23 protein-coding genes are annotated in these 20,450 nt (G+C 73.0%); 15 read left to right on the top strand and 8 right to left on the bottom strand.

The annotated features are described in order from the left end of the window. Positions 1 to 10 precede the first annotated feature (10 nt). Complete coding sequence (locus tag MILUP08_RS07960; RefSeq protein WP_007456426.1) at positions 11 to 208, bottom strand: cold-shock protein; 198 nt, start codon at positions 206 to 208, stop codon at positions 11 to 13. 66 nt (positions 209 to 274) lie between these two features. Next, positions 275 to 913, bottom strand: coding sequence for a 2-phospho-L-lactate guanylyltransferase (gene cofC / locus MILUP08_RS07965; protein ID WP_007456429.1), 639 nt, complete (start codon positions 911 to 913; stop codon positions 275 to 277). A 126-nt stretch (positions 914 to 1,039) separates the two neighbouring features. On the opposite strand from cofC, the gene MILUP08_RS07970 reads away from it, so the two are divergent. The 5 genes from MILUP08_RS07970 (at position 1,040) to MILUP08_RS07990 (ending at position 6,101) form a co-directional block, all read left to right on the top strand. Next, positions 1,040 to 1,774 carry a lysophospholipid acyltransferase family protein gene (locus tag MILUP08_RS07970; RefSeq protein WP_007456431.1) on the top strand — a complete coding sequence of 245 codons (735 nt, stop codon included), beginning with the start codon at positions 1,040 to 1,042 and terminating at the stop codon, positions 1,772 to 1,774. Further along, positions 1,771 to 2,778, top strand: a complete 1,008-nt coding sequence (locus MILUP08_RS07975; protein ID WP_007456432.1) for an NAD(P)H-dependent glycerol-3-phosphate dehydrogenase — start codon at positions 1,771 to 1,773, stop codon at positions 2,776 to 2,778. Before MILUP08_RS07970 ends, MILUP08_RS07975 begins: the two co-directional genes overlap by 4 nt. An 8-nt stretch (positions 2,779 to 2,786) precedes the next feature. Next, positions 2,787 to 3,905 (top strand): cystathionine gamma-lyase, encoded by a 1,119-nt coding sequence (locus tag MILUP08_RS07980; protein WP_007456434.1) that lies wholly within the window; start codon positions 2,787 to 2,789, stop codon positions 3,903 to 3,905. A gap of 7 nt (positions 3,906 to 3,912) precedes the next feature. Continuing rightward, positions 3,913 to 4,692 (top strand): putative protein N(5)-glutamine methyltransferase, encoded by a 780-nt coding sequence (locus MILUP08_RS07985; protein ID WP_007456437.1) that lies wholly within the window; start codon positions 3,913 to 3,915, stop codon positions 4,690 to 4,692. A gap of 359 nt (positions 4,693 to 5,051) precedes the next feature. After that, on the top strand, positions 5,052 to 6,101 hold the full coding sequence (locus tag MILUP08_RS07990) for an ROK family protein (protein ID WP_007456440.1): 1,050 nt from the start codon (positions 5,052 to 5,054) through the stop codon (positions 6,099 to 6,101). A gap of 124 nt (positions 6,102 to 6,225) precedes the next feature. Here MILUP08_RS07990 and MILUP08_RS07995 read toward each other — a convergent pair whose 3' ends face one another. Both MILUP08_RS07995 and MILUP08_RS08000 read right to left on the bottom strand, forming a co-directional pair. Beyond that, a complete protein-coding gene (locus MILUP08_RS07995; protein ID WP_007456443.1) occupies positions 6,226 to 6,426 on the bottom strand; it encodes a DUF397 domain-containing protein in 201 nt (66 codons plus the stop codon). A gap of 6 nt (positions 6,427 to 6,432) precedes the next feature. Next, entirely contained in the window at positions 6,433 to 7,278 is an 846-nt protein-coding gene (locus tag MILUP08_RS08000) for a helix-turn-helix domain-containing protein (RefSeq protein WP_007456445.1), read from the bottom strand. Between the two features lie 274 nt (positions 7,279 to 7,552). Here MILUP08_RS08000 and MILUP08_RS08005 point away from each other — a divergent pair, with 274 nt between their 5' ends. Beyond that, positions 7,553 to 7,771, top strand: a complete 219-nt coding sequence (locus MILUP08_RS08005) for a hypothetical protein (protein ID WP_007456449.1) — start codon at positions 7,553 to 7,555, stop codon at positions 7,769 to 7,771. A 171-nt stretch (positions 7,772 to 7,942) separates the two neighbouring features. Further along, positions 7,943 to 9,043, top strand: coding sequence for a D-alanine--D-alanine ligase family protein (locus tag MILUP08_RS08010; RefSeq protein WP_039905606.1), 1,101 nt, complete (start codon positions 7,943 to 7,945; stop codon positions 9,041 to 9,043). 78 nt (positions 9,044 to 9,121) lie between these two features. On the opposite strand, the gene MILUP08_RS08015 is transcribed toward MILUP08_RS08010, so the two are convergent. Both MILUP08_RS08015 and MILUP08_RS08020 read right to left on the bottom strand, forming a co-directional pair. Further along, positions 9,122 to 9,835 (bottom strand): DUF3515 family protein, encoded by a 714-nt coding sequence (locus MILUP08_RS08015; RefSeq protein ID WP_007456452.1) that lies wholly within the window; start codon positions 9,833 to 9,835, stop codon positions 9,122 to 9,124. Continuing rightward, positions 9,836 to 10,069: an Lrp/AsnC ligand binding domain-containing protein gene (locus MILUP08_RS08020; protein WP_007456453.1), complete on the bottom strand. Its 234-nt coding sequence runs from the start codon at positions 10,067 to 10,069 to the stop codon at positions 9,836 to 9,838. A gap of 153 nt (positions 10,070 to 10,222) precedes the next feature. Between MILUP08_RS08020 and MILUP08_RS08025 the strand changes: the two genes are divergently transcribed. Next, entirely contained in the window at positions 10,223 to 11,155 is a 933-nt protein-coding gene (locus MILUP08_RS08025) for a thiamine-phosphate kinase (RefSeq protein ID WP_039907461.1), read from the top strand. A 29-nt stretch (positions 11,156 to 11,184) separates the two neighbouring features. Further along, on the top strand, positions 11,185 to 11,646 hold the full coding sequence (locus MILUP08_RS08030) for a GNAT family N-acetyltransferase (protein WP_039905609.1): 462 nt from the start codon (positions 11,185 to 11,187) through the stop codon (positions 11,644 to 11,646). A gap of 94 nt (positions 11,647 to 11,740) precedes the next feature. Here MILUP08_RS08030 and rpmB read toward each other — a convergent pair whose 3' ends face one another. Continuing rightward, a complete protein-coding gene (gene rpmB / locus MILUP08_RS08035) occupies positions 11,741 to 11,932 on the bottom strand; it encodes a 50S ribosomal protein L28 (protein ID WP_007456456.1) in 192 nt (63 codons plus the stop codon). Between the two features lie 275 nt (positions 11,933 to 12,207). On the opposite strand from rpmB, the gene MILUP08_RS08040 reads away from it, so the two are divergent. Together MILUP08_RS08040 and recG are read left to right on the top strand one after the other, a co-directional pair. Next, entirely contained in the window at positions 12,208 to 13,821 is a 1,614-nt protein-coding gene (locus MILUP08_RS08040; protein WP_007456457.1) for a DAK2 domain-containing protein, read from the top strand. Further along, complete coding sequence (recG, locus tag MILUP08_RS08045; RefSeq protein ID WP_007456458.1) at positions 13,818 to 16,016, top strand: ATP-dependent DNA helicase RecG; 2,199 nt, start codon at positions 13,818 to 13,820, stop codon at positions 16,014 to 16,016. Before MILUP08_RS08040 ends, recG begins: the two co-directional genes overlap by 4 nt. 164 nt (positions 16,017 to 16,180) lie before the next feature. Here the strand turns inward: recG and MILUP08_RS08050 are convergent, their stop codons facing one another. Then, positions 16,181 to 17,707, bottom strand: a complete 1,527-nt coding sequence (locus tag MILUP08_RS08050; protein ID WP_007456459.1) for a hypothetical protein — start codon at positions 17,705 to 17,707, stop codon at positions 16,181 to 16,183. 308 nt (positions 17,708 to 18,015) lie between these two features. On the opposite strand from MILUP08_RS08050, the gene rsmD reads away from it, so the two are divergent. From rsmD to MILUP08_RS08070, 4 genes are all read left to right on the top strand, one after another. Continuing rightward, the gene (gene rsmD, locus MILUP08_RS08055; protein WP_007456460.1) at positions 18,016 to 18,579 is read left to right on the top strand and encodes a 16S rRNA (guanine(966)-N(2))-methyltransferase RsmD; all 564 of its coding nucleotides are present in this window, start codon (positions 18,016 to 18,018) and stop codon (positions 18,577 to 18,579) included. After that, complete coding sequence (coaD, locus tag MILUP08_RS08060) at positions 18,576 to 19,058, top strand: pantetheine-phosphate adenylyltransferase (RefSeq protein WP_039905612.1); 483 nt, start codon at positions 18,576 to 18,578, stop codon at positions 19,056 to 19,058. Before rsmD ends, coaD begins: the two co-directional genes overlap by 4 nt. A gap of 218 nt (positions 19,059 to 19,276) precedes the next feature. After that, entirely contained in the window at positions 19,277 to 19,774 is a 498-nt protein-coding gene (locus MILUP08_RS08065) for an SPFH domain-containing protein (RefSeq protein ID WP_007456462.1), read from the top strand. Positions 19,775 to 19,884: 110 nt separating this feature from the next. Next, positions 19,885 to 20,448, top strand: coding sequence for a YceD family protein (locus tag MILUP08_RS08070; protein WP_007456463.1), 564 nt, complete (start codon positions 19,885 to 19,887; stop codon positions 20,446 to 20,448). Positions 20,449 to 20,450: the final 2 nt, after the last annotated feature.

The raw sequence follows: 20,450 nt of genomic DNA on the forward strand, positions 1-20,450 counted from the left end.
CCTCGCCAGCTCAGTTCATCGTCGGCAATGTCACCCGGACGACCTCGCCGTCGGGATCGGTGTCGATGCGCACCCGCTGGCCGAGCCGGAGCAGCCGCAGGCCGGATGCGTCGAACGCCCGGGCGGGAAAGCGCAGCTCGGTGCCGTCGTCGAGCAGCAGGACACCGCTGCGCGTCGCCGCGTCGTAACTGGCCACCGTGCCCTGCATGCTGGCACCGTACACCGGCGGGTCGGCTCGTTTCAGCGCGCCGGGCAGCCGGCGGCTCAGCTCGTCTCAGCGCGCCGGGCAGCCGGCGGCGAGCAGCGCGGCGGTGCGCGGCCCCAGCCCCAGCCGGGCGGCGGCGGCCAGGTCCTCGGCGGTGTCCACGTCCCGCCGCAGGCTGGGCCAGTCGCCGGTCAGCGGCAGCGCCCCACTCGCCGCGTGCGCCGCCGCCGAGCCGACCCCGAACCGTGGGTCGAGGTCCACGCCCGGCGGCGCGGCGAGCAGCACCGTCCCACCGCCGGGGGCGTCCGCCACGAACCGGCGTACCCCCTCGTGCCCGTGCTGCGCCGCGAGCAGCGCGTCGGCCAGCTCGGCGGGGCGTAGCGCCGGCAGGTCGGCGGTGAGCCCGGCCACCCACCGCCCGGGGGTCTGTGCCGCGCCGTGCCGGAACGCGGCGTTCAGGCCGGCGTCCGGCACGTCGGGCAGCGTCCGCGCCCCGGCGGCCCGCGCCGCGGCCGCCACCCGGGTGTCGTCGGTCACCACCAGGGCCTCGGCGACCGCCGGGCAGGCCAGCACCGCGCGCAGCGTGTCGGCCGCCAGCGCCAGCGCCAGCTCCTCATGCGGTACGCCGGGCAGCGCGCCCCGCAGCCGGCTCTTGGCCGCGGCCAGACGCTTCACCGGCACCACCACGGCCCACCTCGGCTGACTCACGTCCGCAATCCTGCCAGCCGGACGACGGGACCCTCGCTGGCCGTACCGGGGGCGAGCAGGCATGATTTCCGCTGCGGGCGTCGCGGGTGGGGCGCGCGGCGGGTCGGGGCGCGACGAGGAGGCACAGTGGCACGGCGGAGGCTGGGGTTCTGGCAACGGTTCGCCGTGGGGCTGGTGAAGCCGGTGATGACCGTCTGGACCCAGCGGACCTGGCGCGGCCAGGAGCACCTCGCCCAGGACGGCGGGATGATCATCGTTGCCAACCACATCTCGCACGCCGACCCGTTGGTCTCCGCGCACTTCATCTACGACTCCGGGCGGTGGCCGCAGTACCTGGGCAAGGCCAGCGTGTTCCGGGTGCCGCTGGTCGGTTGGATCCTGCACCGCTGTCGGCAGATCCCGGTCGAGCGCGGCAGCGTGGACGCGGTCCGCTCGCTGGACAGGTCGGTCGCCGCGCTCGACGAGGGCGGCGCGGTGGTGATCTACCCGGAGGGCACCACCACCCGACAGCCGGAGCTGTGGCCGATGAAGGCCAAGACCGGCGCCGCCCGGCTCGCCCTGGCCACCGGCGCACCAGTGGTGCCGCTGGTGATGTGGGGACCGGAGCGGATCTTCGACCCGCGGACCAGCCGACTGAACCCACGCCCCCGGATCCCGGTGACAGTGGTGGCCGGCGAACCTGTCGACCTGAGCCGCTGGGCGGGCGCCCCGCCGACCCGGGACACCCTCGAGGAGATGACGGACGCCATCATGCTGCGGCTGCGGGACATGCTCGCCGAGATCCGCGGCGGCACCCCGCCGCCGCTGTGGGAACGACCGGCCCGACCGTCCGTCGAGCGCCACCACGGTGAAGCGGCATGAGCGGCCACGTCGCGGTGCTGGGCGCCGGCTCCTGGGGCACCGCCTTCGCCAAGATCCTGGCCGACGCGGGGCGGGACGTGACTGTGTGGGCCCGCCGCGCCCCGGTGGCCGAGAGCATCCGCGCCGAGCGGCGCAACCCGGAGTACCTGCCGGACCTGCTGCTGCCCGCCCGGGTCACCGCCACCACCGACGCCGTCGAGGCGATCAGCGGCGCCGAGGTGGTGGTGCTGGCCGTGCCCTCGCAGACCCTGCGCGGCAACCTCGCCGAGTGGGCCGGGCACCTGCACCCGGACGCCACACTGGTGTCGCTGATGAAGGGCATCGAACTCGGCACCACGAAGCGGATGAGCGAGGTCATCGTCGAGACCGCCCGGGTGGCCGCGGACCGGGTGGTGGTGGTCTCCGGTCCGAACCTGGCCCCCGAGATCGCCGCCGAGCAGCCGGCCGCCACCGTGGTCGCCGGTACCGACGGCGACCGCACCGCCCTCGTGCAGTCGTCGATCCGGACGCCGTACCTGCGGCCGTACACCAACGACGACGTGATCGGCTGCGAGCTGGGCGGCGCGGTCAAGAACGTGATCGCCCTGTCGTACGGCATCGCCACCGCGATGGGCTTCGGCGACAACACCCGGGCCATGCTGATGACCCGGGGGCTGGCCGAGACGGCCCGCCTCGGTGTGGCGCTCGGCGCGGACCCGATCACCTTCGCCGGGCTGGCCGGCATGGGCGACCTCGTCGCCTCCTGCTCGTCCCCGCTGGCCCGCAACCGCACCTTCGGCGAGCACCTGGGCCGGGGCGAGACGCTGGAGCAGGCCCAGGCCGCGACGCGACAGACCGCCGAGGGTGTCAAGAGCTGCCTCGCGATCCGGGACCTGGCCCGCGCCCACGGGGTGGAGATGCCGATCACCGAGCACGTCGAACGGATCTGCCACGAGGGGATGGACCCGCGCCTCGCCGTGGAGACGCTGATGAGCCGAACCGCCAAGCCCGAGTCGTACGAGTGAGGGAACCGATGAGCGAACTGGGAGACGGCACCCGCTGCGTACGCGCCGGCCTGCCCGAGCCGGTGCCGGGCGACCCGTTCCTGCCCGGTCCGGTCTTCGCCGCGCCGTACCACCTCGACCCGTGGCAGGGCCAGGGCACCTCGCCGAACGGCTACGGCCGCCCCGACAACCCGACCCGACGGCTGCTGGAGGCCGCCGTCGGCGAGTTGGAGGGCGGTGAGTGCCGGGTCTTCGCCAGCGGTCAGGCCGCCATCACCGGGACGCTGCTCACCCTGCTGCGCCCGGGGGACACCGTGGTGTTGCCCTCCGACGGCTACTTCCCCGTCCGGGCGTTCGCCACCGCCGTGCTGGAGACGATCGGCGTACGGGTGCTCTTCGTGCCGACCGTGGGCCCGTACCCCTCCTTCGAGGGGGTCCGGCTGGTGCTTGTGGAGACCCCGGCCAACCCGGGTCTCGACGTGGTCGACGTGGCCGCCCTGGCGGAGCGGGCGCACGCCGCCGGCGCCCTGCTCGCGGTCGACAACACCACTGCCACCCCGCTCGGGCAGCGTCCGCTGGACCTCGGCGCCGACCTGGTGGTGGCCTCCGGCACCAAGGCGCTCACCGGGCACTCGGATCTGCTGCTGGGCTACCTGGCGAGCCGGTCCGCCGAGGTGATCGAGGCGGTGACGCTCTGGCGTACCGGCACCGGCTCGGTTCCGGGCGCGTTCGACGCCTGGTTGGCGCACCGGTCGCTGGCGACGCTGGACCTGCGGCTGGCCCGGCAGAGCGCGAACGCCGCCGCCGTCGCCGACCTGCTGGCGGCCCGGCCGGACGTGACAGGTCTGCGCTGGCCAGGGCTGCCGGACGACCGGGCGTACGCGGTGGCCTCGGCGCAGATGCGCCGGATGCCCGGGGTGCTCTCGTTCGACCTGGGCGACGCCGCCCGGGTGGCCCGTTTCGTCGAGGCCGCGCGGCTGGTGGCGGCGGCCACCTCGTTCGGCGGTCTGCACACCACTGCCGACCGGCGGGCGCAGTGGGGGGACGACACCGCCCCCGGCTTCGTCCGGCTCTCCTGCGGCGTGGAGGACACACCCGACCTGGTGGCCGACATCGCCGCCGCCCTGGACGCCGCCGGGCCGGCCTGAGGATCCTGTGACGTTGAGCGACCGAACCACCCTCGTGGGCCGGCTGCGCGCCGCCGGCTGCGTCTACGCCGAGGACGAGGCCGAGCTGCTGCTGGCCGCCGCGGACTCCCCGGCGACGTTGGCCGACCTGACCGCCCGACGCGTGGCCGGCGAGCCATTGGAGTACCTGCTCGGCTGGGCGGAGTTCTGCGGTCTGCGGATCGCCGTCGACGCGGGCGTCTTCGTGCCGCGCGGCCGGACGGCCCTGCTTGTCGACGCGGCCGTCGAGCTGACCGGCCCGGCGCCGGCCGTGGTCGACCTCTGCTGCGGCTCCGGGGCCACCACTGTCGCGCTGGCACGCCGGCTCGCGCCGCGCTGGCTCGCCGCCGCCGACATCGACCCGGCGGCCGTTGCCTGCGCCCGGCGCAACCTCGCCGGCCTGCCCGCCGAGGTGTACGAGGGTGACCTCTTCGCCCCGCTGCCGGCCCACTGGCGGGGGCGGCTCGACCTGGTGGTGGCCAACGCCCCGTACGTGCCGACCGACGCGGTGGCGCTGATGCCGCCGGAGGCGCGGCTGCACGAGGCCACGGTGGCGCTCGACGGCGGACCGGACGGGCTCACCGTCCTGCGGCGGGTGGGCGTCGACGCGGCGCACTGGCTGGCACCCGGCGGACACCTGGTCGTCGAGGCCGGCACGACGCAGACCGACGCGCTCTGCGACGCGTTCCGCGCGGCCGGGCTGGTCCCGAGCGTGCGGCACGACGAGGACCGGGACGCCACGGCGGTAATCGCCCACCGCCCCGGCTGACCACGCCCATCGGCGCTGTGCCGGAGAGGCCGGGCTGGCCGCGCCCCTACGTGTTCGTGTCCCTTGCTCTGCTTCAACGGGCGGGCGCGACAGCGGGGGCGCTGGGTTGGCCGCGCCCCCACGTGTTCGCGTCCTTTGCTCTGCTTCAACCGGCGCAACACCTGCGGCCGGTTTCTGGTGCGTGGAGTGAAGCAGTGCAAAGGACGCGCGACAGCAATCCGGGGCACCGGGGACAGCACCTCCGGGTGTCGCCGGGGCTCGGCTGGTGCCCCCGACCCGGTTTCGGTGGGCGGGCGTGGCGGGGGAGCGGGGTTGGCACTAGCCTCGGCTCACACTCATGAGGGCGGGAGGCGGTTTCGGTGGGCAGCGCAGGTGTGCCGGTGGTCGTCGGCCTGGACAACGGGGGCACCAGCAACAACGCCACGGTCCTGACGGTGGACGGCCGGTTCCTGGTGGACGGGCTGCTGGAGATCCCCAGCGAGGTGCGCTCCGGGCCGGACGCGGCGATCGAAGCGCTCGCCCGGGCGCTGGACGGGGCTCTGGCGCAGACCGGCGTCCCCCGCGAGCTGGTCCGGGCGGTCGGGCTGGACACGCCCGGCCCGGCCAGCGCCACAGGCGTCATCTCGTCGCGCGGCTCGACCAACTTCTCCCAGCCGGCCTGGCGTGGCTTCGACGTGCGGGGGGCTCTCCAGCGGCGACTGGGCCTGCCGGTGATCTACCACAACGACGGCAACGCGGCCGCGCTCTACGCCCACCACGTGTACTTCGGCGACGAGGCGATGGCCCGGTCGTCGGTCGCGGCGATCGTCGGCACGGGTCTCGGCGGCGGCGTGGTCGAGAGCGGCAAGGTGATCGCCGGCGCCGCCGGCATGGCCGGCGAGCTGGGTCACGTGCACATCCCGCTGAACGGGCTGCTCGGCCCGGGACAGCCGGAGCCCACCTGCGCCTGCGGCTTCACGGGCGACGTGGAGAGCGTCGCCTCGTTGACCGGCATCGAGCGCAACCTGTTGCCGTACTGGCTGACCCGCCACCCCGACCACCCGCTGGCCGCCGAGCCGCTGGCGCGGGCGGCGAAGCTCGTGCGGGGCTACGGCGAGCGGGGTGACGCGCTGGCCCGGGACCTCTTCACCCAGCAGGCGATGGCGCTGGGCCGCCTGTTCACCGTGGCGGCCAACTTCACCGATCCGCACGCGTACTTCGTGGGGGGTGGGGTGGTGGAGGCGGCGCCGGAGTTCCGCGACTGGTTCCTGGCGACGGTCCGCGAGCACACAGTCCTGCGCGAGGAGCAGGCCGCGGTGGCCACCTTCGCGCTGGTGCCCGACCGTGACATGGCCGGCGCGCGAGGTGTGGCGATCGCCGCCCTGGAGGCGCTGCGCGCCGTGCCGGAGCCCCGCCCGCTGGTCGCCTGAGTTCCCGATCGTCGGCCGGCTCCGCTCGCCTGCGCGTCCCCTTCTCCGCCCGCGCCCCGCTGATCGGCCGGTGACGGCCCGGTCAGCGGGGCGCGGGGGCGGGGTGGTCGCTGTCGCGGTCAGGTCAGCGGCGCGGCGGGGCCTGGGCGAAGGCGGCCCAGGCCGCCGGGGGGAACAGCAGGGCCGGGCCGGCCGGGTCCTTGGAGTCGCGGACGGCCACCCGTTGGGGGATCGTGGCCACCTCCACGCAGGCGCCCTCGTCGCCGCTACGGCTGCTCTTGCGCCACGCCGCCGCGGCCAACGCCGCTGTGATCGTCGGTGTCATTCGGTCCTACCGTCCCTTCAGGACTGACAGGAGCATGGCCCGGCTGTCCGCCGGACTGAGCGCCACGCTGCGCAGATGCTCCATGATCTTGGTGCAGGTACGCGTCTCGCCCGCGCGGTCGAGGATCATCTGACCGGCGACGGTCTCCACCGAGGCGATGATCGGGTCCTCCGGGTCGGCGAACTCAAGGATGTGCAGCGAGCCTCGGGTGCCCCGGTGGTAGCCGGCGGAGAGCGGGATCACCTGGACGGTGATGTTCGGCAGTTCGGCCATCTTGACGAGGTGCCGTAGCTGGCCGTCCATCACCGACTGGTCGCCGACCGGGCGCAGCAGCGCGCCCTCGTCGATGATCGCGTCGAGGATGGGTGGGGTGTCGGCGGTGAGCCGCGCCTGGCGGTCGAGCCGGACTTTGACCCGCTGCTCCACCAACTCGTCGCCGAGGGTGTGCGGCCCGCCGCGCATCACGCCGCGGATGTAGTCCGCGGTCTGCAGCAGGCCGGGCACCACCGACGGCTCGAAGTTGGCGATGGCGGTGGCCTCCGCCTCCAGGGCGATGAAGTCGATGGTGCGCGGGTCGAGCAGGTACGAGTACGACACCCACCAGCCCGGTTTGCGGGCGTCCTTGGCGAGCTGCACCGCGGCGGCCACCTCCTCGGAACCCACCCCGTACGAGGTGAGCAGGGCGCGCACGGTTGCCGGGCTGATCAGCGTCTGGGCGTTCTCGTAGCGGGAGAGGGTGCTGCGGGTGCTGTTGATCTCGTCCGCGGCGGTCTCCAACGTCAGCCCGGCGGCTTCCCGGTGGTGGCGCAGGGCGATGCCGAGCCGGCGGGCGCGGGCGGTCTTCGGGGCCATGCATCGATGGTCGCACACATTCATGGGAACGGGTACATGAGAGATGGCCGATGAGAGTTGCATTCATGGCTGTAGACGTGTCAATCTGTCATCGCGTCCTCACCGCCGGTTGTCGTGGCGACGGTGGTGGTGAGCGACCGGAGGGGATAGGGCGCGCGGCGATCGGGTTTCTCCCCCGTACCCGATCGCCGCGTGCCGTCCGTTCCCGCCCGCCGGAAGGAGACGACGTGCGTACCGATCCGAAGTCTCTCGCCCCGCACCGCGAGGGCCGGCGATGACCCGCTTCCTGGTCGTGCTCACCGACGTGCGTCCCGTCGAGGGCGTCGACCGCAACGAGCGCGTCACCCCCGAGCGCCGCCGCCAGGTGGTCGGCGCCAGCAGCAGGGAGGCCGCCGACCGGATCGCCGGTGCCTTCATGGCGCTGGGCATGGTGCGGGCCGGACGGCAGCGGGTGAAGGTGATAGCGGTCGGCCGCAGGCACACCGGGGACTGATCAGTCCCGGTCATTCCGTCACGCACCGTATATGCTCTGTTGACCGATTGCGTGTCGGTTCGCGGCTCGCCGGGTATCGCCGCGCCTGATCGCCACGCACAGTAAGGTCAACCGCGTGAGCGCCACCGGCGAGCACGACCAGCCGCAGTCGCGTACGAAGAGGTGACCGGAGTGACCACCCCAGGCAAGACCCGCGTGGCGATCGTCTTCGGCGGCCGCAGCCCGGAACACGGCATCTCCTGCGTCAGCGCCGGCAGCGTGTTCGCCGCGCTGGACCCGGACGAGTACGAGGTGGTGCCGGTGGGCATCACCCGCGCCGGCCAGTGGGTGCTGACCAGCGGTGACCCCGCCCAGTTCGCCATCAACGCCCGCCAGCTTCCGGAGATCACCGCCGAGTCCGGCGCGGATGTCGTGCTGCGCGCCGACCCGACCGGCAACGGGCTGATGGTGCTCGACCCGACCGAGGGTCCCCGGGCGCTGGCCGACGTGGACGTGGTCTTCCCGGTCCTGCACGGCACCTACGGCGAGGACGGCACCATCCAGGGCATGCTGGAGATGGCCGGCATCCCGTACGTGGGGGCGAACGTGTTCGCCTCCGCGGCCGCGATGGACAAGGAGTTCACCAAGAAGCTCTGCGCGGTCGAGGGCATCCCGGTCGGCGCGTACGCGGTGCTGCGCAACGGGATGACGCTGAGCGAGCAGGACAAGGAGCGGCTCGGCCTGCCGGTCTTCGTCAAGCCGTCCCGCGCCGGCTCGTCGTTCGGCATCACCCGCGTCACCGACTGGGCCGACCTGGACGCGGCGGTCGCTACCGCCCGGCAGTTCGACCCGAAGGTCATCATCGAGGCCGCGATCGTCGGCCGCGAGATCGAGTGCGGCGTGCTGGAGGGCGAGGCCGGCGGTGCCCCCGAGGCGTCGGTGCTGGCCGAGGTGCGTGTCGTCGCCGACCACGACTTCTACGACTTCGAGGCCAAGTACCTCGACGACTCCTGCGAGTACGACATCCCGGCCGGGCTGCCGGACCGGGTGACCCGCCAGGTGCAGGAGTACGCCGTCCGCGCGTTCACCGCGCTGGACTGCGCCGGCCTGGCCCGGGCCGACTTCTTCGTCACCCCCGAGCTGGACGTCTACCTCAACGAGATCAACACGATGCCCGGGTTCACGCCGACGTCGATGTTCCCCCGGATGTGGACGGCCTCCGGCCTGGAGTACCCCAAGCTGGTCAACCGGCTGATCCGTACCGCCCAGCGGCGCGGCGTCGGCCTGCACTGAGCCACCGGTCCGGACGCGCGGCCCGCCGCACGGGCCGCGCGTCAGCGGATCAGCACGGGCGGGCCGGGCGTCAGCGGATCAGCCCCGGCAGCCGGCGGGGACGGCGCCGCCCGAGGGCACCGACGCCACGATCGCGCTGGAGATCGGCGAGACCCACTGCAACGGCTGCTCGTACGAGCGCGGAATGCGGACGGTGACCGGCGTCTCCCGGTCGACGGTGGTGAGCACCGTCACGTCGGTCTCCTCGACCGGGTGCCAGCAGACCTTGTTGACCGTCCAGACCTCGTCGGTGGCCGGGACTGTCGGCTGGGCGCCCCCGCAGGCCACGGTGAGCGCGGGGTCGCCGTACGCGGCGTTCTGCTCCGGACCGGCGGTGACCGGGCGCTGGGCCAGGTCACGGATGGTCTGCGGCAGCTGGGAGAGCAGCGCGCGGCAGACCGTGGCCGGGCGCTCGGCCAGCGCCGGGGCGGCCATCTCGACCGGAGCGGTGGACTGCGCCCGTGCGGTGCTCGCCGAAGGGCTCGGCGCGGGGGCCGGCGTGTCCGGGGCGAGCTTGGCGAAGGCCAGCACGGCCACCAACAGCGTGATCGGCAGCGCGATCACCGTGGCCAGCAGGGCGGCGCCCCGGATGGTCCGGTCCCGGCCGGCCGGCGCGTCGGCGCCCGGGTCGGCGTCCTCGCGGATACCGTCAGCCGGCTCGGGCGTCCCGTCAGCCGGCTCGCGCTTTCCGTCAGCCGGCTCGCGCTTTCCGTCGTCGTCCAGTGCAGCCGAGGAGGTCGTCATCTCGTCCACTTACAGCCGCACCACCGAACACGTGAGGGTGCGGGTGATGCCGGGCACCATCTGCACCTTGCTGACGATGAGTTTCCCGAGCTCGTCGACGGTGTTCGCCTCGGTGAGGACGACCACGTCGTACGGTCCGGTGACGGCGTCGACGCGTACCACGCCGGCGATGTCCGCGATGAGACCCGCCACGTCACGTGCGCGGCCGACCTCGGTCTGGATGAGGATGTACGCCTGTACCACGACTCGACCTCCGTCCGTCGCCGCCCGGGAGCGGCCCGAAGGGTGAAACTACCTTACGGACCAGGTCTGATCCCTATCGGTGGTCAAGGAGCAGCGGTGAGCGAGCGCGGCGGTGCCGGGCAGTACGGGCCGAACGCGGGCGGTGACGCCAGCGTGGCCGGGATCGGCGAGTTCGGGCTGATCGGGCGGGTCACCGCCCGGTTGGCGATGGGCCCGACGACGCTGCTCGGGCCGGGTGACGACGCGGCGGTGGTGGCCGCGCCGGACGCCCGGGTGGTCGCCTGCACGGACGTGCTTGTCGACGGGCGGCACTTCCGGCGGGACTGGTGCTCGGCGCGCGACGTCGGTCACCGGGCCGCGGCGGCCAACCTGGCCGACATCGCGGCGATGGGCGCCACCCCGACAGCCCTGCTGGTCGCCCTGTGTATGCCCGCCGACCTGGAGACGAGCTGGGCGGAGGGCCTGGCCGACGGGTTGGCCGCGGAGGCCGCCACGGTCGGCGCGAGCGTGGTCGGCGGGGACATGTCGGCGAGTCCCACCCTGACCATCGCGGTCACCGCGCTCGGCGACCTCGGCGGCCGGCCGCCAGTGGTGCGCTCCGGCGCTCGCCCCGGGGACGTGCTGGCCCTGGCCGGCCGCATCGGGTACGCGGCGGCCGGTCTGACCGTGCTCACCCGGGGCTTCCGCACCCCCCGACTGCTGGTCGAGGCGTACCGGCGGCCGCAGGTCGCCTACCCGGCCGGGCCGCAGGCCGCCCTGCTCGGCGCGACCTCGATGATCGACGTCTCGGACGGGCTCCTCGCCGATCTCGGGCACGTGGCGCAGGCCAGCGGTGTGGGGATCGACGTGCGCCGCGACGCGTTCGAGGTGCCTCGGCAGATGGCCGACGCCGCGCGGGCGCTCGGCGTCGACCCGTACACCTGGATTCTGGCCGGTGGCGAGGACCACGCGCTGGCCGCGACCTTCCCCCCGACGGTGGCGTTGCCGCCGGAGTGGCGGCCCATCGGCCTGGTGACGGAGGGTGCTCAGGTGACGGTCGACGGCGGCGCGTACGACGGGCCCCGGGGCTGGGACCACTTCCGGTGACGCCGCCTGCCCGCCGTATCCTGGGCACTGTGAGTGAGATCGAGATCCGGGTGGTGCGGTTCGACGCGCCGGTGGCACAGCAGTTGATCCGGGCCGCGCTGGCCGACCTCGCCACCCGCTACGGGGGCACCGGCGACGACACCCCGGTCGCCGCGAGCGAGTTCGAGCCGCCGCACGGCGCGTTCCTCGTCGCCTACCTGGCCGGTGAGCCGGTCGGCTGCGGTGGCTGGCGCAGCCACGGCACGGACACCGCCGAGCTGAAGCGGATGTACACCGCCCCGGCGGCCCGTGGCCGCGGTGTGGCGCGGACGGTCCTCGCGGCGGTGGAGCGCTCGGCCCGTGAGCAGGGCCGCAAGCGGATGGTCCTGGAGTGCGGGGACAAACAGCCCGAGGCGATCGCCATGTACGCGTCCGCCGGGTATGACCGGATCCCGAACTTCGGCTTCTACAAGGACGCGGAGGGCTGCGTCTCCTTCGGCCGCACGCTCTGAGCGGCCGGTGCCCACAGGGGCGCGGACACGACAGAGCCGGCGGACCGCAGGGGGCCGCCGGCTGAGCCGAACGAGAAGAGTTGGTGCTGCCGCGTCAGGCGCGGGTGACCTTGCCGGCCTTGATGCACGAGGTGCAGACCTGCAACTTCTTGGTGTTGCCGCCACCGGCCGGGGTACGCACCGACTGGATGTTCGGGTTCCAGCGGCGGTTGGTCCGCCGGTGCGAGTGGGACACGTTGTGGCCGAAGCCCGGTCCCTTGCCACAGACGTCGCACACGCTAGCCACGGGATACTCCTGGGATTGAAACGTTCATGAGGTCGCCGGCAGGTGCTGCCCGGGCAACCTGGTCAGGTTACCCGATGACTCGCCGACCCGGCCAACCGGCCCGGTCGGCCGGTCGTGCACGGCCCGGGTCGGGCCTGCTGGTGAGCCGGTGGGCCGGCCCGGCGGCAACCGTACCGGAGCCGTCGACCCGGGTCGGGAGCACCGTCGGACCGGGCACGCGGGGACACGCCGGACGACTCCGACGCGTGTCGGTGCGCAACAGTAGGCTTCTGGCCGTGCTGGACACCCTCGACGCCGCAGCGGTCCGCCGCTGGTGTGCGAGCGGGCTGGCCGCGCTCAAGCGCCACCAGGGCGAGATCGACGAGCTCAACGTCTACCCGGTGCCCGACGGTGACACCGGCACCAACCTGGTGCTCACCCTCACCTCGGCCCAGCAGGCCCTGTCGATGGACCTGGACACGCTCCCCGACAGCGGCTCCACCGCCCACGGGCACGCGCTGCGGCTGATGGCCCAGGGCGCGCTGCTCGGTGCCCGGGGCAACTCCGGGGTCATCCTCTCGCAGATCCTGCGCGGTTTCGCCGATGCCGTCGTCGCCGTGCCGGCGGTGCGCGGGCGGGCCCTGGCCGTCGCGCTGCGGGCCGCGACCGTCGCCGCGTACACGGCTGTCGGCCGTCCCGTCGAGGGCACCCTGCTCACCGTCGTCGCCGCGGCCGCCACCGGGGCCGAGCAGGCGGGCAGCGACGACCTGCCGGCGGTGGCCCGCGGCGCGGCGCGGGCGGCGGCCGAGGCCCTGGCGCGCACGCCCGAGCAACTGCCGGCCCTGGCCCGCGCGGGGGTCGTCGACGCGGGCGGCCGAGGGCTCTGCGTCCTGCTCGACGCCCTGGTCGAGGTGCTCACCGGGGAGAGCGCCACCCAAATCGCGCCGCCGCCGCGCACCGCCCGCCCGGCGGCCACCGTCGCGCGGGAGACCGGTTCCGAGGAGTACGCCTACGAGGTGCAGTTCCTGCTCGACGCCTCCGCCGACGCCGTGACGGTGCTGCGCCGGACACTGGAGACGCTTGGTGACTCGCTCGTCGTCGTCGGCGACGGACGCGAGCCGGGCGGCACCTGGAACGTGCACGTGCACGTCAACGACGTGGGCGCGGCGGTCGAGGCGGGGGTCGCCGCCGGCCGCCCGCACCGGATCTCGGTGACCCGCTTCGCCGACCAGCCGGCGCCGCCCGCCGGCCCGACCGAGGACGGCCGGGCCGCAGTGGTGGTGGCCACCGGCAGCGGGATCGCCGAGCTGTTCGCCGCGGAGGGCGCGACGGTGCTGCCCGGCAACCCGTCCACGGGTGAGCTGCTGGACGCCGTGCGCGGCACCGGGGCGGCCCGGGTGGTGGTGCTGCCCAACGATCCGAACACCGAGGCGGTCGCCAGCGCGGCGGCCCGCGAGGCGCACCGGCACGGCATCAAGGTGAGCGTGGTGCCGACCCGTTCGCCGGTGCAGGCCCTCGCGGCCCTCGCGGTCCGCGACGGCACCCGCCGCTTCGAGGACGACGTGATCGCGATGGCCGAGGCGGCCGGCGCCTGCCGGTACGCCGAGGTCTGCCACGCCAGCCGGGAGGCCCTGACGGTCGCCGGCCCCTGCCGTCCCGGCGACGTCCTGGCGCTTGTCGAGGGTGAGGTGCACCTCATCGGCACCGACCTCACCGACACGTGCGCCGCAGTGGTCGACCGGATGCTCGGCGGTGGCGGGGAGTTGGTCACCCTGCTGGCCGGGGTGGACGCCCCCGCCGGGCTCACCGATGCCGTCCGCGCGCACGTCGCGCGGCGCTGGCCGTTCGTCGAGGTGCAGGCGTACCCGGGCGGCCAGCCGTTCTATCCGCTCCTGGTGGGGGTCGAATGAGCGAGCCGGCCACGGTCGACACGCCGTTGAAGAAGCTCGTCGGGGACAAGACGGCCAAGGCGCTGGCCGGCCACCTCGACCTGCACACCGCGGGTGACCTGATCTACCACTTCCCGCGCCGCTACGACGAGCGCGGCGAGCACACCGACATCCGGTCGCTGGACGTCGGCGAACAGGTCACCGTGCTGGCCCAGGTGCAGCGCACCGCCGTGCGGCCGATGCGTCAACGCCGGGGCAACCTGCTGGAGGTGACAGTCGGCGACGGCGCCGGCGGCCTGCTGACACTGACGTTCTTCGGCAATCAGGCATGGCGCGAACGGGAGCTGAAGCCGGGCCGGTGGGGGCTGTTCGCCGGCAAGGTCACCGAGTTCCGCGGCAAACGGCAGCTCAACGGCCCGGAGTACGTCCTGCTCGGCGAGGGCGGTGAGGGCGAGGCGGCGGTCAGCGACGAGATCGAGGAGTTCGCCGGTGCGCTGATCCCCGTGTACCCGGCGGCGGCGGCCGTCCCGACCTGGGTGATCGCCCGCTGCGTGCGGGTCGTGCTGGACACGTTCACCCCGCCGGAGGATCCGCTGCCCGCCACCGTGCGGGCCGGCCGGAAACTCGTCGACCTGGGTGCCGCGCTGCGCGAGATCCACCGGCCCTCCACCAAGGAGGAGCTCTACCGGGCCCGACACCGGCTCAAGTGGGACGAGGCGTTCGCCGTCCAGTTGACCCTGGTGCAGCGCAAGCACCGGGCCGCCGACTGGCCGGCCCGCCCCCGCCCGCCGCGCGTCGGCGGGCTCCTGGACGCCTTCGACGCCCGGCTGCCGTACGAGCTGACCGCCGGTCAGCGCGACGTCGGCCGGGAGATCGCCGAGGATCTGGCCGCCGAACACCCGATGCACCGCCTGTTGCAGGGCGAGGTGGGCTCGGGCAAGACAGTGGTGGCGTTGCGGGCCATGCTCCAGGTGGTCGACGCGGGCGGGCAGGCCGCGCTGCTGGCACCCACCGAGGTGCTGGCCGCCCAGCACCACCGGGGCATGCGCGACCTGCTGGGGCCCCTCGGGCGGGCCGGTGAGCTGGACTCCGCCGAGCACGCCACCCGGGTGGAGCTGGTCACCGGTTCGCTGGGCGCGGCGGCCCGCCGGCGGGCGCTCGGCGAGGTGGCAAGCGGCAACGCCGGCATCGTGCTCGGCACCCACGCCCTGCTCTACGAGGGCGTCGACTTCGCCGACCTGGGTCTCGTGGTGGTCGACGAGCAGCACCGCTTCGGGGTGGAGCAGCGCGACGCGTTGCGGGCCAAGGCCGACCAACCGCCGCACACCCTGGTCATGACGGCCACCCCGATCCCGCGCACGGTGGCCATGACCGTGTACGGCGACCTCGAGGTGTCCACCCTCTCCCAACTGCCGCGGGGTCGCTCGCCGATCGCGTCGCACGTGGTGCCGGCCTCCGAGAAGCCCGCCTTCCTGGATCGGGCCTGGCGTCGGCTGCGCGAGGAGGTCGCCGCCGGCCACCAGGCGTACGTGGTGTGCCCGCGGATCGGAGAGGGCCCCGCGTCGGAGGACGAGCCGCCGCCCGAGGACGACAACGGTCGACGGCCGCCCCTCGCGGTGACCGAGGTGGCCCCGCTGCTGGCCGAGGGGCCGCTGCACGGTCTGCGGATCGGGGTCCTGCACGGTCGCCTGCCCGCCGACGAGAAGGACGCGGTGATGCGCTCCTTCGCGGCCGGCGACCTGGACGTGCTGGTGGCGACCACGGTGATCGAGGTCGGCGTGGACGTGCCGAACGCCACCGTGATGATCGTGCTGGACGCCGACCGTTTCGGTGTCTCCCAACTGCACCAGTTGCGCGGCCGCGTCGGCCGGGGTTCCGCCGCCGGGCTCTGCCTGCTGGTCAGCGAGGCCGCCGAGGGCTCGTCGGCGCGGGAACGGCTGGACGCGGTGGCGTCCACAAGCGACGGGTTCAAGCTCGCCGAGCTGGATCTGGAGCAGCGCCGCGAGGGCGACGTGCTGGGCGCCACCCAGTCCGGGCACCGCTCGCACCTGCGCCTGCTGTCCCTGAAACGCGACGCCGACCTGATCCGCGACGCCCGCGCCGAGGCGATCACCATCGTCGAGGAGGACCCGGAGTTGACCCGCAACCCGGCGCTTGCCGCGTCCGTCGCCGCGCTCGTCGACGAGGACCGCGCGGAGTACCTGGAGAAGGGCTGACGCCCGCCGGCCCGACCTGGACCGTTGATCCACTCCAGTTCCAGGAAACCGGGGTGTCCCGGCCAAGGGGACACTCCGGTTTCAGTGATCCCGAGTCGCCGCAAACGACCGAGGGCGCGTCGACCGGGTGGTCGACGCGCCCTCGGGCTTCAGCTCAGGTCAGGTCAGGCGGTGAAGGTCACCCGACGCCGACGGGCGATGACGAAGAGCACCGCGCCCGCGATCAGCAGGGCGACCGCGCCGGCGGCGATGCCGCCCGCCGCCGCACCGGTGACCGGGAGGCCCGGCTCGTCGTCGCCGCCCCCGCCACCGCTACCGCCGCAGTTGCCCTCCGGCGTGTAGATCGCCTCAAGCTCCAGGTCCATGTCCGGCAGGGCCACGACCGCGGTCTTGTCCTTGCCGGCCTTGAAGGTCACCGTCTCCGACGCGCCGGCCGCGACCGTACGGGTCTCGGTCTTGTCGCCGTAGGTGAAGGTGGTCTTCACCGGGAGGCCACCCTCGGGGTTGGTCACGGTGAGGGCGAACTCCTTGCAGTCGGCCTTGGTGGTGACGGCCGGCAGCGGGCAGTCCTCGGGGCGCTGCCACGAGTACGTGCCGTTCTCGATGACCTTGCCGTCGACCAGCACCTCGATCTTGCCGGCGTCGGCGGCGGGCACCACGATGCTGCTGTCGGCCTTACCCGGCGTGACGGAGACCTTCTTGGTGAAGCCGTTCTCGCCCTTGACCTCGAACTCGACGGCGTACTTGCTGATCTTGCCGTCGTTGCTCAGCGAGACCGCGACCGAACCGTCGCACTTGGACGCGAAGGTCGAGGCCGGGGTGACGCAGCTCTTGCTGCCGCCGTTGTACCAGCCCTGCGGGCCCTTGGACCGGTTGCCCGGAGCGCCCGGCGAACCGAGCTTCTTGTTGTCGTAGCGCTTGCCGCCGTCGACGATCTCGTCGATGACCTGGTCCTTGTCGCCCCAGATGAGGTCGACCTGGGTGTGGCAGTCCGGGATCTCGACGTTCAGCGTGATCTCGGTCTGGGCGGCGCTGACGAAGTCGCTGTCCGGCGTGCCGTACACGTACTGCGGGGTGGCGAACTGCGGCCGCGGCGCGAAGTAGGACACCAGCGTGAAGTACTGCTTGCCGTCGCCGCAGAGCGGCAGGTCACCGTCGAGCTTGACGGTGGCGGTGCCCTTCGGGCCGTCGAAGGTGTGGCTGAACTTCGCCTTGTCGACCTCGACGCACTTCGGCGCCGGGGTGCAGGACTTGTCGGCCGCGAGGTTGATGTCGCCGTCGGCGGTGTGGTTCGCCGTGACCTTCCCCTCCTTGATCCACTCGGCGTAGACCTGGAGGTGGGCCTTGGTGGTGTTGCCGGGCACGCGCTGGGTGGCCAGCATGGAGGATGCCTGGGGGATGACCAGCCCCTGCAGCGGCTTCGCCTCCTTCACGCCCGCGACCAGCGAGGTCACCGGGGTGCCCGGGTCGGAGGTCACCTTCTGGAGCGTCGCGTCCTTGTTGGCTTCGCTGTTCTCCACCTTCCACGTGATCACGCGCTCGCCGGTGAGCCGGTCACAGTCGGCGGTGGCGGTGATGGTGGTGTGGTGTGCGCTGGCTGGGGTGGCTACCGCGGCGACCCCGGTGAGGCCGACGAGGGCGGCTCCCAGGATGGCCAGCGGTCGCCGGAGCGACAGCTTGGGACGGATCACGGGTACTCCTGGAGTGCTGAAGCGTCAGGGGTGTGGCACGGGAGAGCGACAGTGGACGGTCACTGCACGTCCGATCGGTGAGGCGCCCTCCCGAGCCGTGGGCCGGTGGGTTGGCCGCCGGCACCCGGCAGACCCTAGCGAGATCGCCGCGCGTGATACAGCGCTCAGGATTTGCTAAGACTGATGTTATGAACTTGAGATCATTGATATACGAGAAGTGATCACATGATCTCCGTGGCGGTACCGACCGTGTCGAATGCCCGGCCCGAGGGGTCGCGTAGCGTCGGGGCCATGAGCAGGAGGAGACGGTGACCCGGATCGTGGCCGGGACGCTCGGGGGACGGCGGATCGCCGCGCCGCCCGGCGCCGGCACCCGACCCACCTCCGACCGGGTCCGGGAGGCGCTCTTCAGTGCCGTCGAGGCCGAGGTCGACCTCGACGGCGCGCGCTTCGCCGACCTGTACGCCGGTTCCGGCGCGGTCGGGCTGGAGGCGCTGTCCCGGGGCGCCCGGCACGTCCTGCTCGTCGAGTCCGATCCGCGCGCGGCGCGCGTGATCCGGGAGAACGTGGCGACCCTGCGGGCCGGTTCCGCCGTCCGCCTGGTCACCGCCCGGGTGGCGACCGTGCTGGCCTCCGGGCCCGACGGTGGGCCGTACGACGTGGTCTTCGCCGACCCGCCCTACGCCGTGCCGGACGCGGAGATCACCGCGCTGCTGACGACGCTCGTCGACGGGGGCTGGTTGGCGCCCGACGCGTTGGTGGTGGTGGAGCGGTCCCGCCGCACCAGGCAGTTCGAGTGGGTGGAGGGGATCACCCCCGAGCGCAGTCGCCGGTACGGCGAGACCACCCTTTGGTACGGTCGCCGATCATGAGACGTGCGGTGTGTCCCGGCTCGTTCGACCCGGTCACCAACGGACACCTCGACATCATCGGGCGCGCCAGCCGGCTGTTCGACGAGGTGATCGTCGGCGTGCTGGTGAACCAGTCGAAGAGCGGCCTGTTCACCGTCGAGGAGCGGATCGAGATGCTCCGCGAGGTGACCGCCTCGTACGGCAACGTACGGGTCGAGTCGTTCCGGGGGCTCCTCGTCGACTTCTGCCGTGCTCAGCAGGCGAGCGTGCTGATCAAGGGCCTGCGGGCGGTCAGCGACTTCGACTACGAGTTGCAGATGGCCCAGATGAACATCGGGCTGGCCGGGGTCGAGACGCTCTTCATGCCGACCAACCCGCTCTACTCGTTCCTCTCCTCAAGCCTCGTCAAGGACGTGGCCAAGTGGGGCGGCGACATCTCCGCCCACGTCCCGGACCCGGTCCGCGAGGCACTCCAGGCCCGCCTGGGCCCCCGCCCCTGACCCCCCTCGATCTGCGCCTACCGCTCCCGGGCGTCCCTTTCCGGCTGGTTTGGCGCGACCGCAAGTGCGCGATCGGCGGGGAGTGACCATGTCGCGACTCGCCGGGTTGGGGTGAGTGGGGCGTGTGTGGGGCGGGCACGACATGATTGGTCGAGCAGGAACCCGGCCGTGGCCCGCATCATGGAGGTCGGCCGACGAACGACAGGAGTGAGGTACCGGTGGACCCGCTCGATCGCATCGACGAACTGATCGCCATGGTGGAGCAGGCACGCTCCGTCCCGATGTCGCGCAACAACTGCATGGTCGACCGGGGTGAGGTGATCGCCGCCCTGGACGAGATGCGCGCCGACCTTCCGGCCGACCTGCGTCGGGCCGCCGCGCTCCTCGACGAGCGGGACAAGATCATGGAGGCCGGTAAGCGCGAGGCGGACCGGATCATCAGCGAGGGTGAGGCAGAACACGCCCGCCTCGTGTCGGTGAACGAGATCACCGTGTCGGCCGAGCACGAGGGCGCCCGGATCATCGCCGAGGCCCGCGCCGAGGCGCAGCGTCTGCGCGAGGAGGTCGACGACTACGTCGACACCGCGTTGGCCAACTTCGAGCAGTTCCTCACCCGGGCCCTCGCCTCGATAGAGCGTGGCCGGGACAAGATGCACGCGCTGCGGGAGATCGGTACCTTCGGTGGGGATGAGGCGGAACGCCCGCTACCCTTCTGAGCGGCACCTCACCAGCCGACATTCTCGCCGCAGGCGTCCCCCCGGTTCGACGGTCCGGCGGTCGCCCAGGTAACCTTTTTTGTCGGCCTCTCACCGGCCGGAGTCTGACTATGCCCAAGCACTCGCCATCGACACTCGACCCCAGGGCGCCGCTGGTCCTCGACACGAGGGACCTGCCGCGTCGCCCTGGCGCGTTGCGTGAGGTCCAGCGGGTCGTGCCGGCACCGGCGGACCTCGGCGTGGAGTTGATCGGCGTGCCGGAGGGCGCGGACCTCGACCTCGATCTGAGGTTGCAGTCGGTGTCCGAGGGTGTGCTCGTCTCCGGGACCATCACCGGTCCCATCCGGGGCGAGTGCGGGCGTTGCCTGCGCGAGATCAACGAATCGATGGCCGTGACGATCCAGGAGCTGTACGCGTACGAGAACAGCACCACGGACGCCACGACCGACGAGGACGAGGTGGGCCGGATGCAGGGCGATCTGATCGACCTGGAGCCGGCGCTGCGGGACGCGTTGGTGCTCACGCTGCCGACCAACCCGCTCTGCCGGGAGGACTGCCCAGGACTGTGCCCCGAATGCGGGGCGCACTGGGACGATCTGCCGGCCGACCACAGTCACCAGCAGATCGACCCGCGTTGGGCGGGCCTGTCGCAACTGACCGTTACAGAGGAGTAAGA

Source organism: Micromonospora lupini str. Lupac 08 (genome assembly GCF_000297395.2).
Classification (GTDB): Bacteria; Actinomycetota; Actinomycetes; order Mycobacteriales; family Micromonosporaceae; genus Micromonospora; species Micromonospora lupini.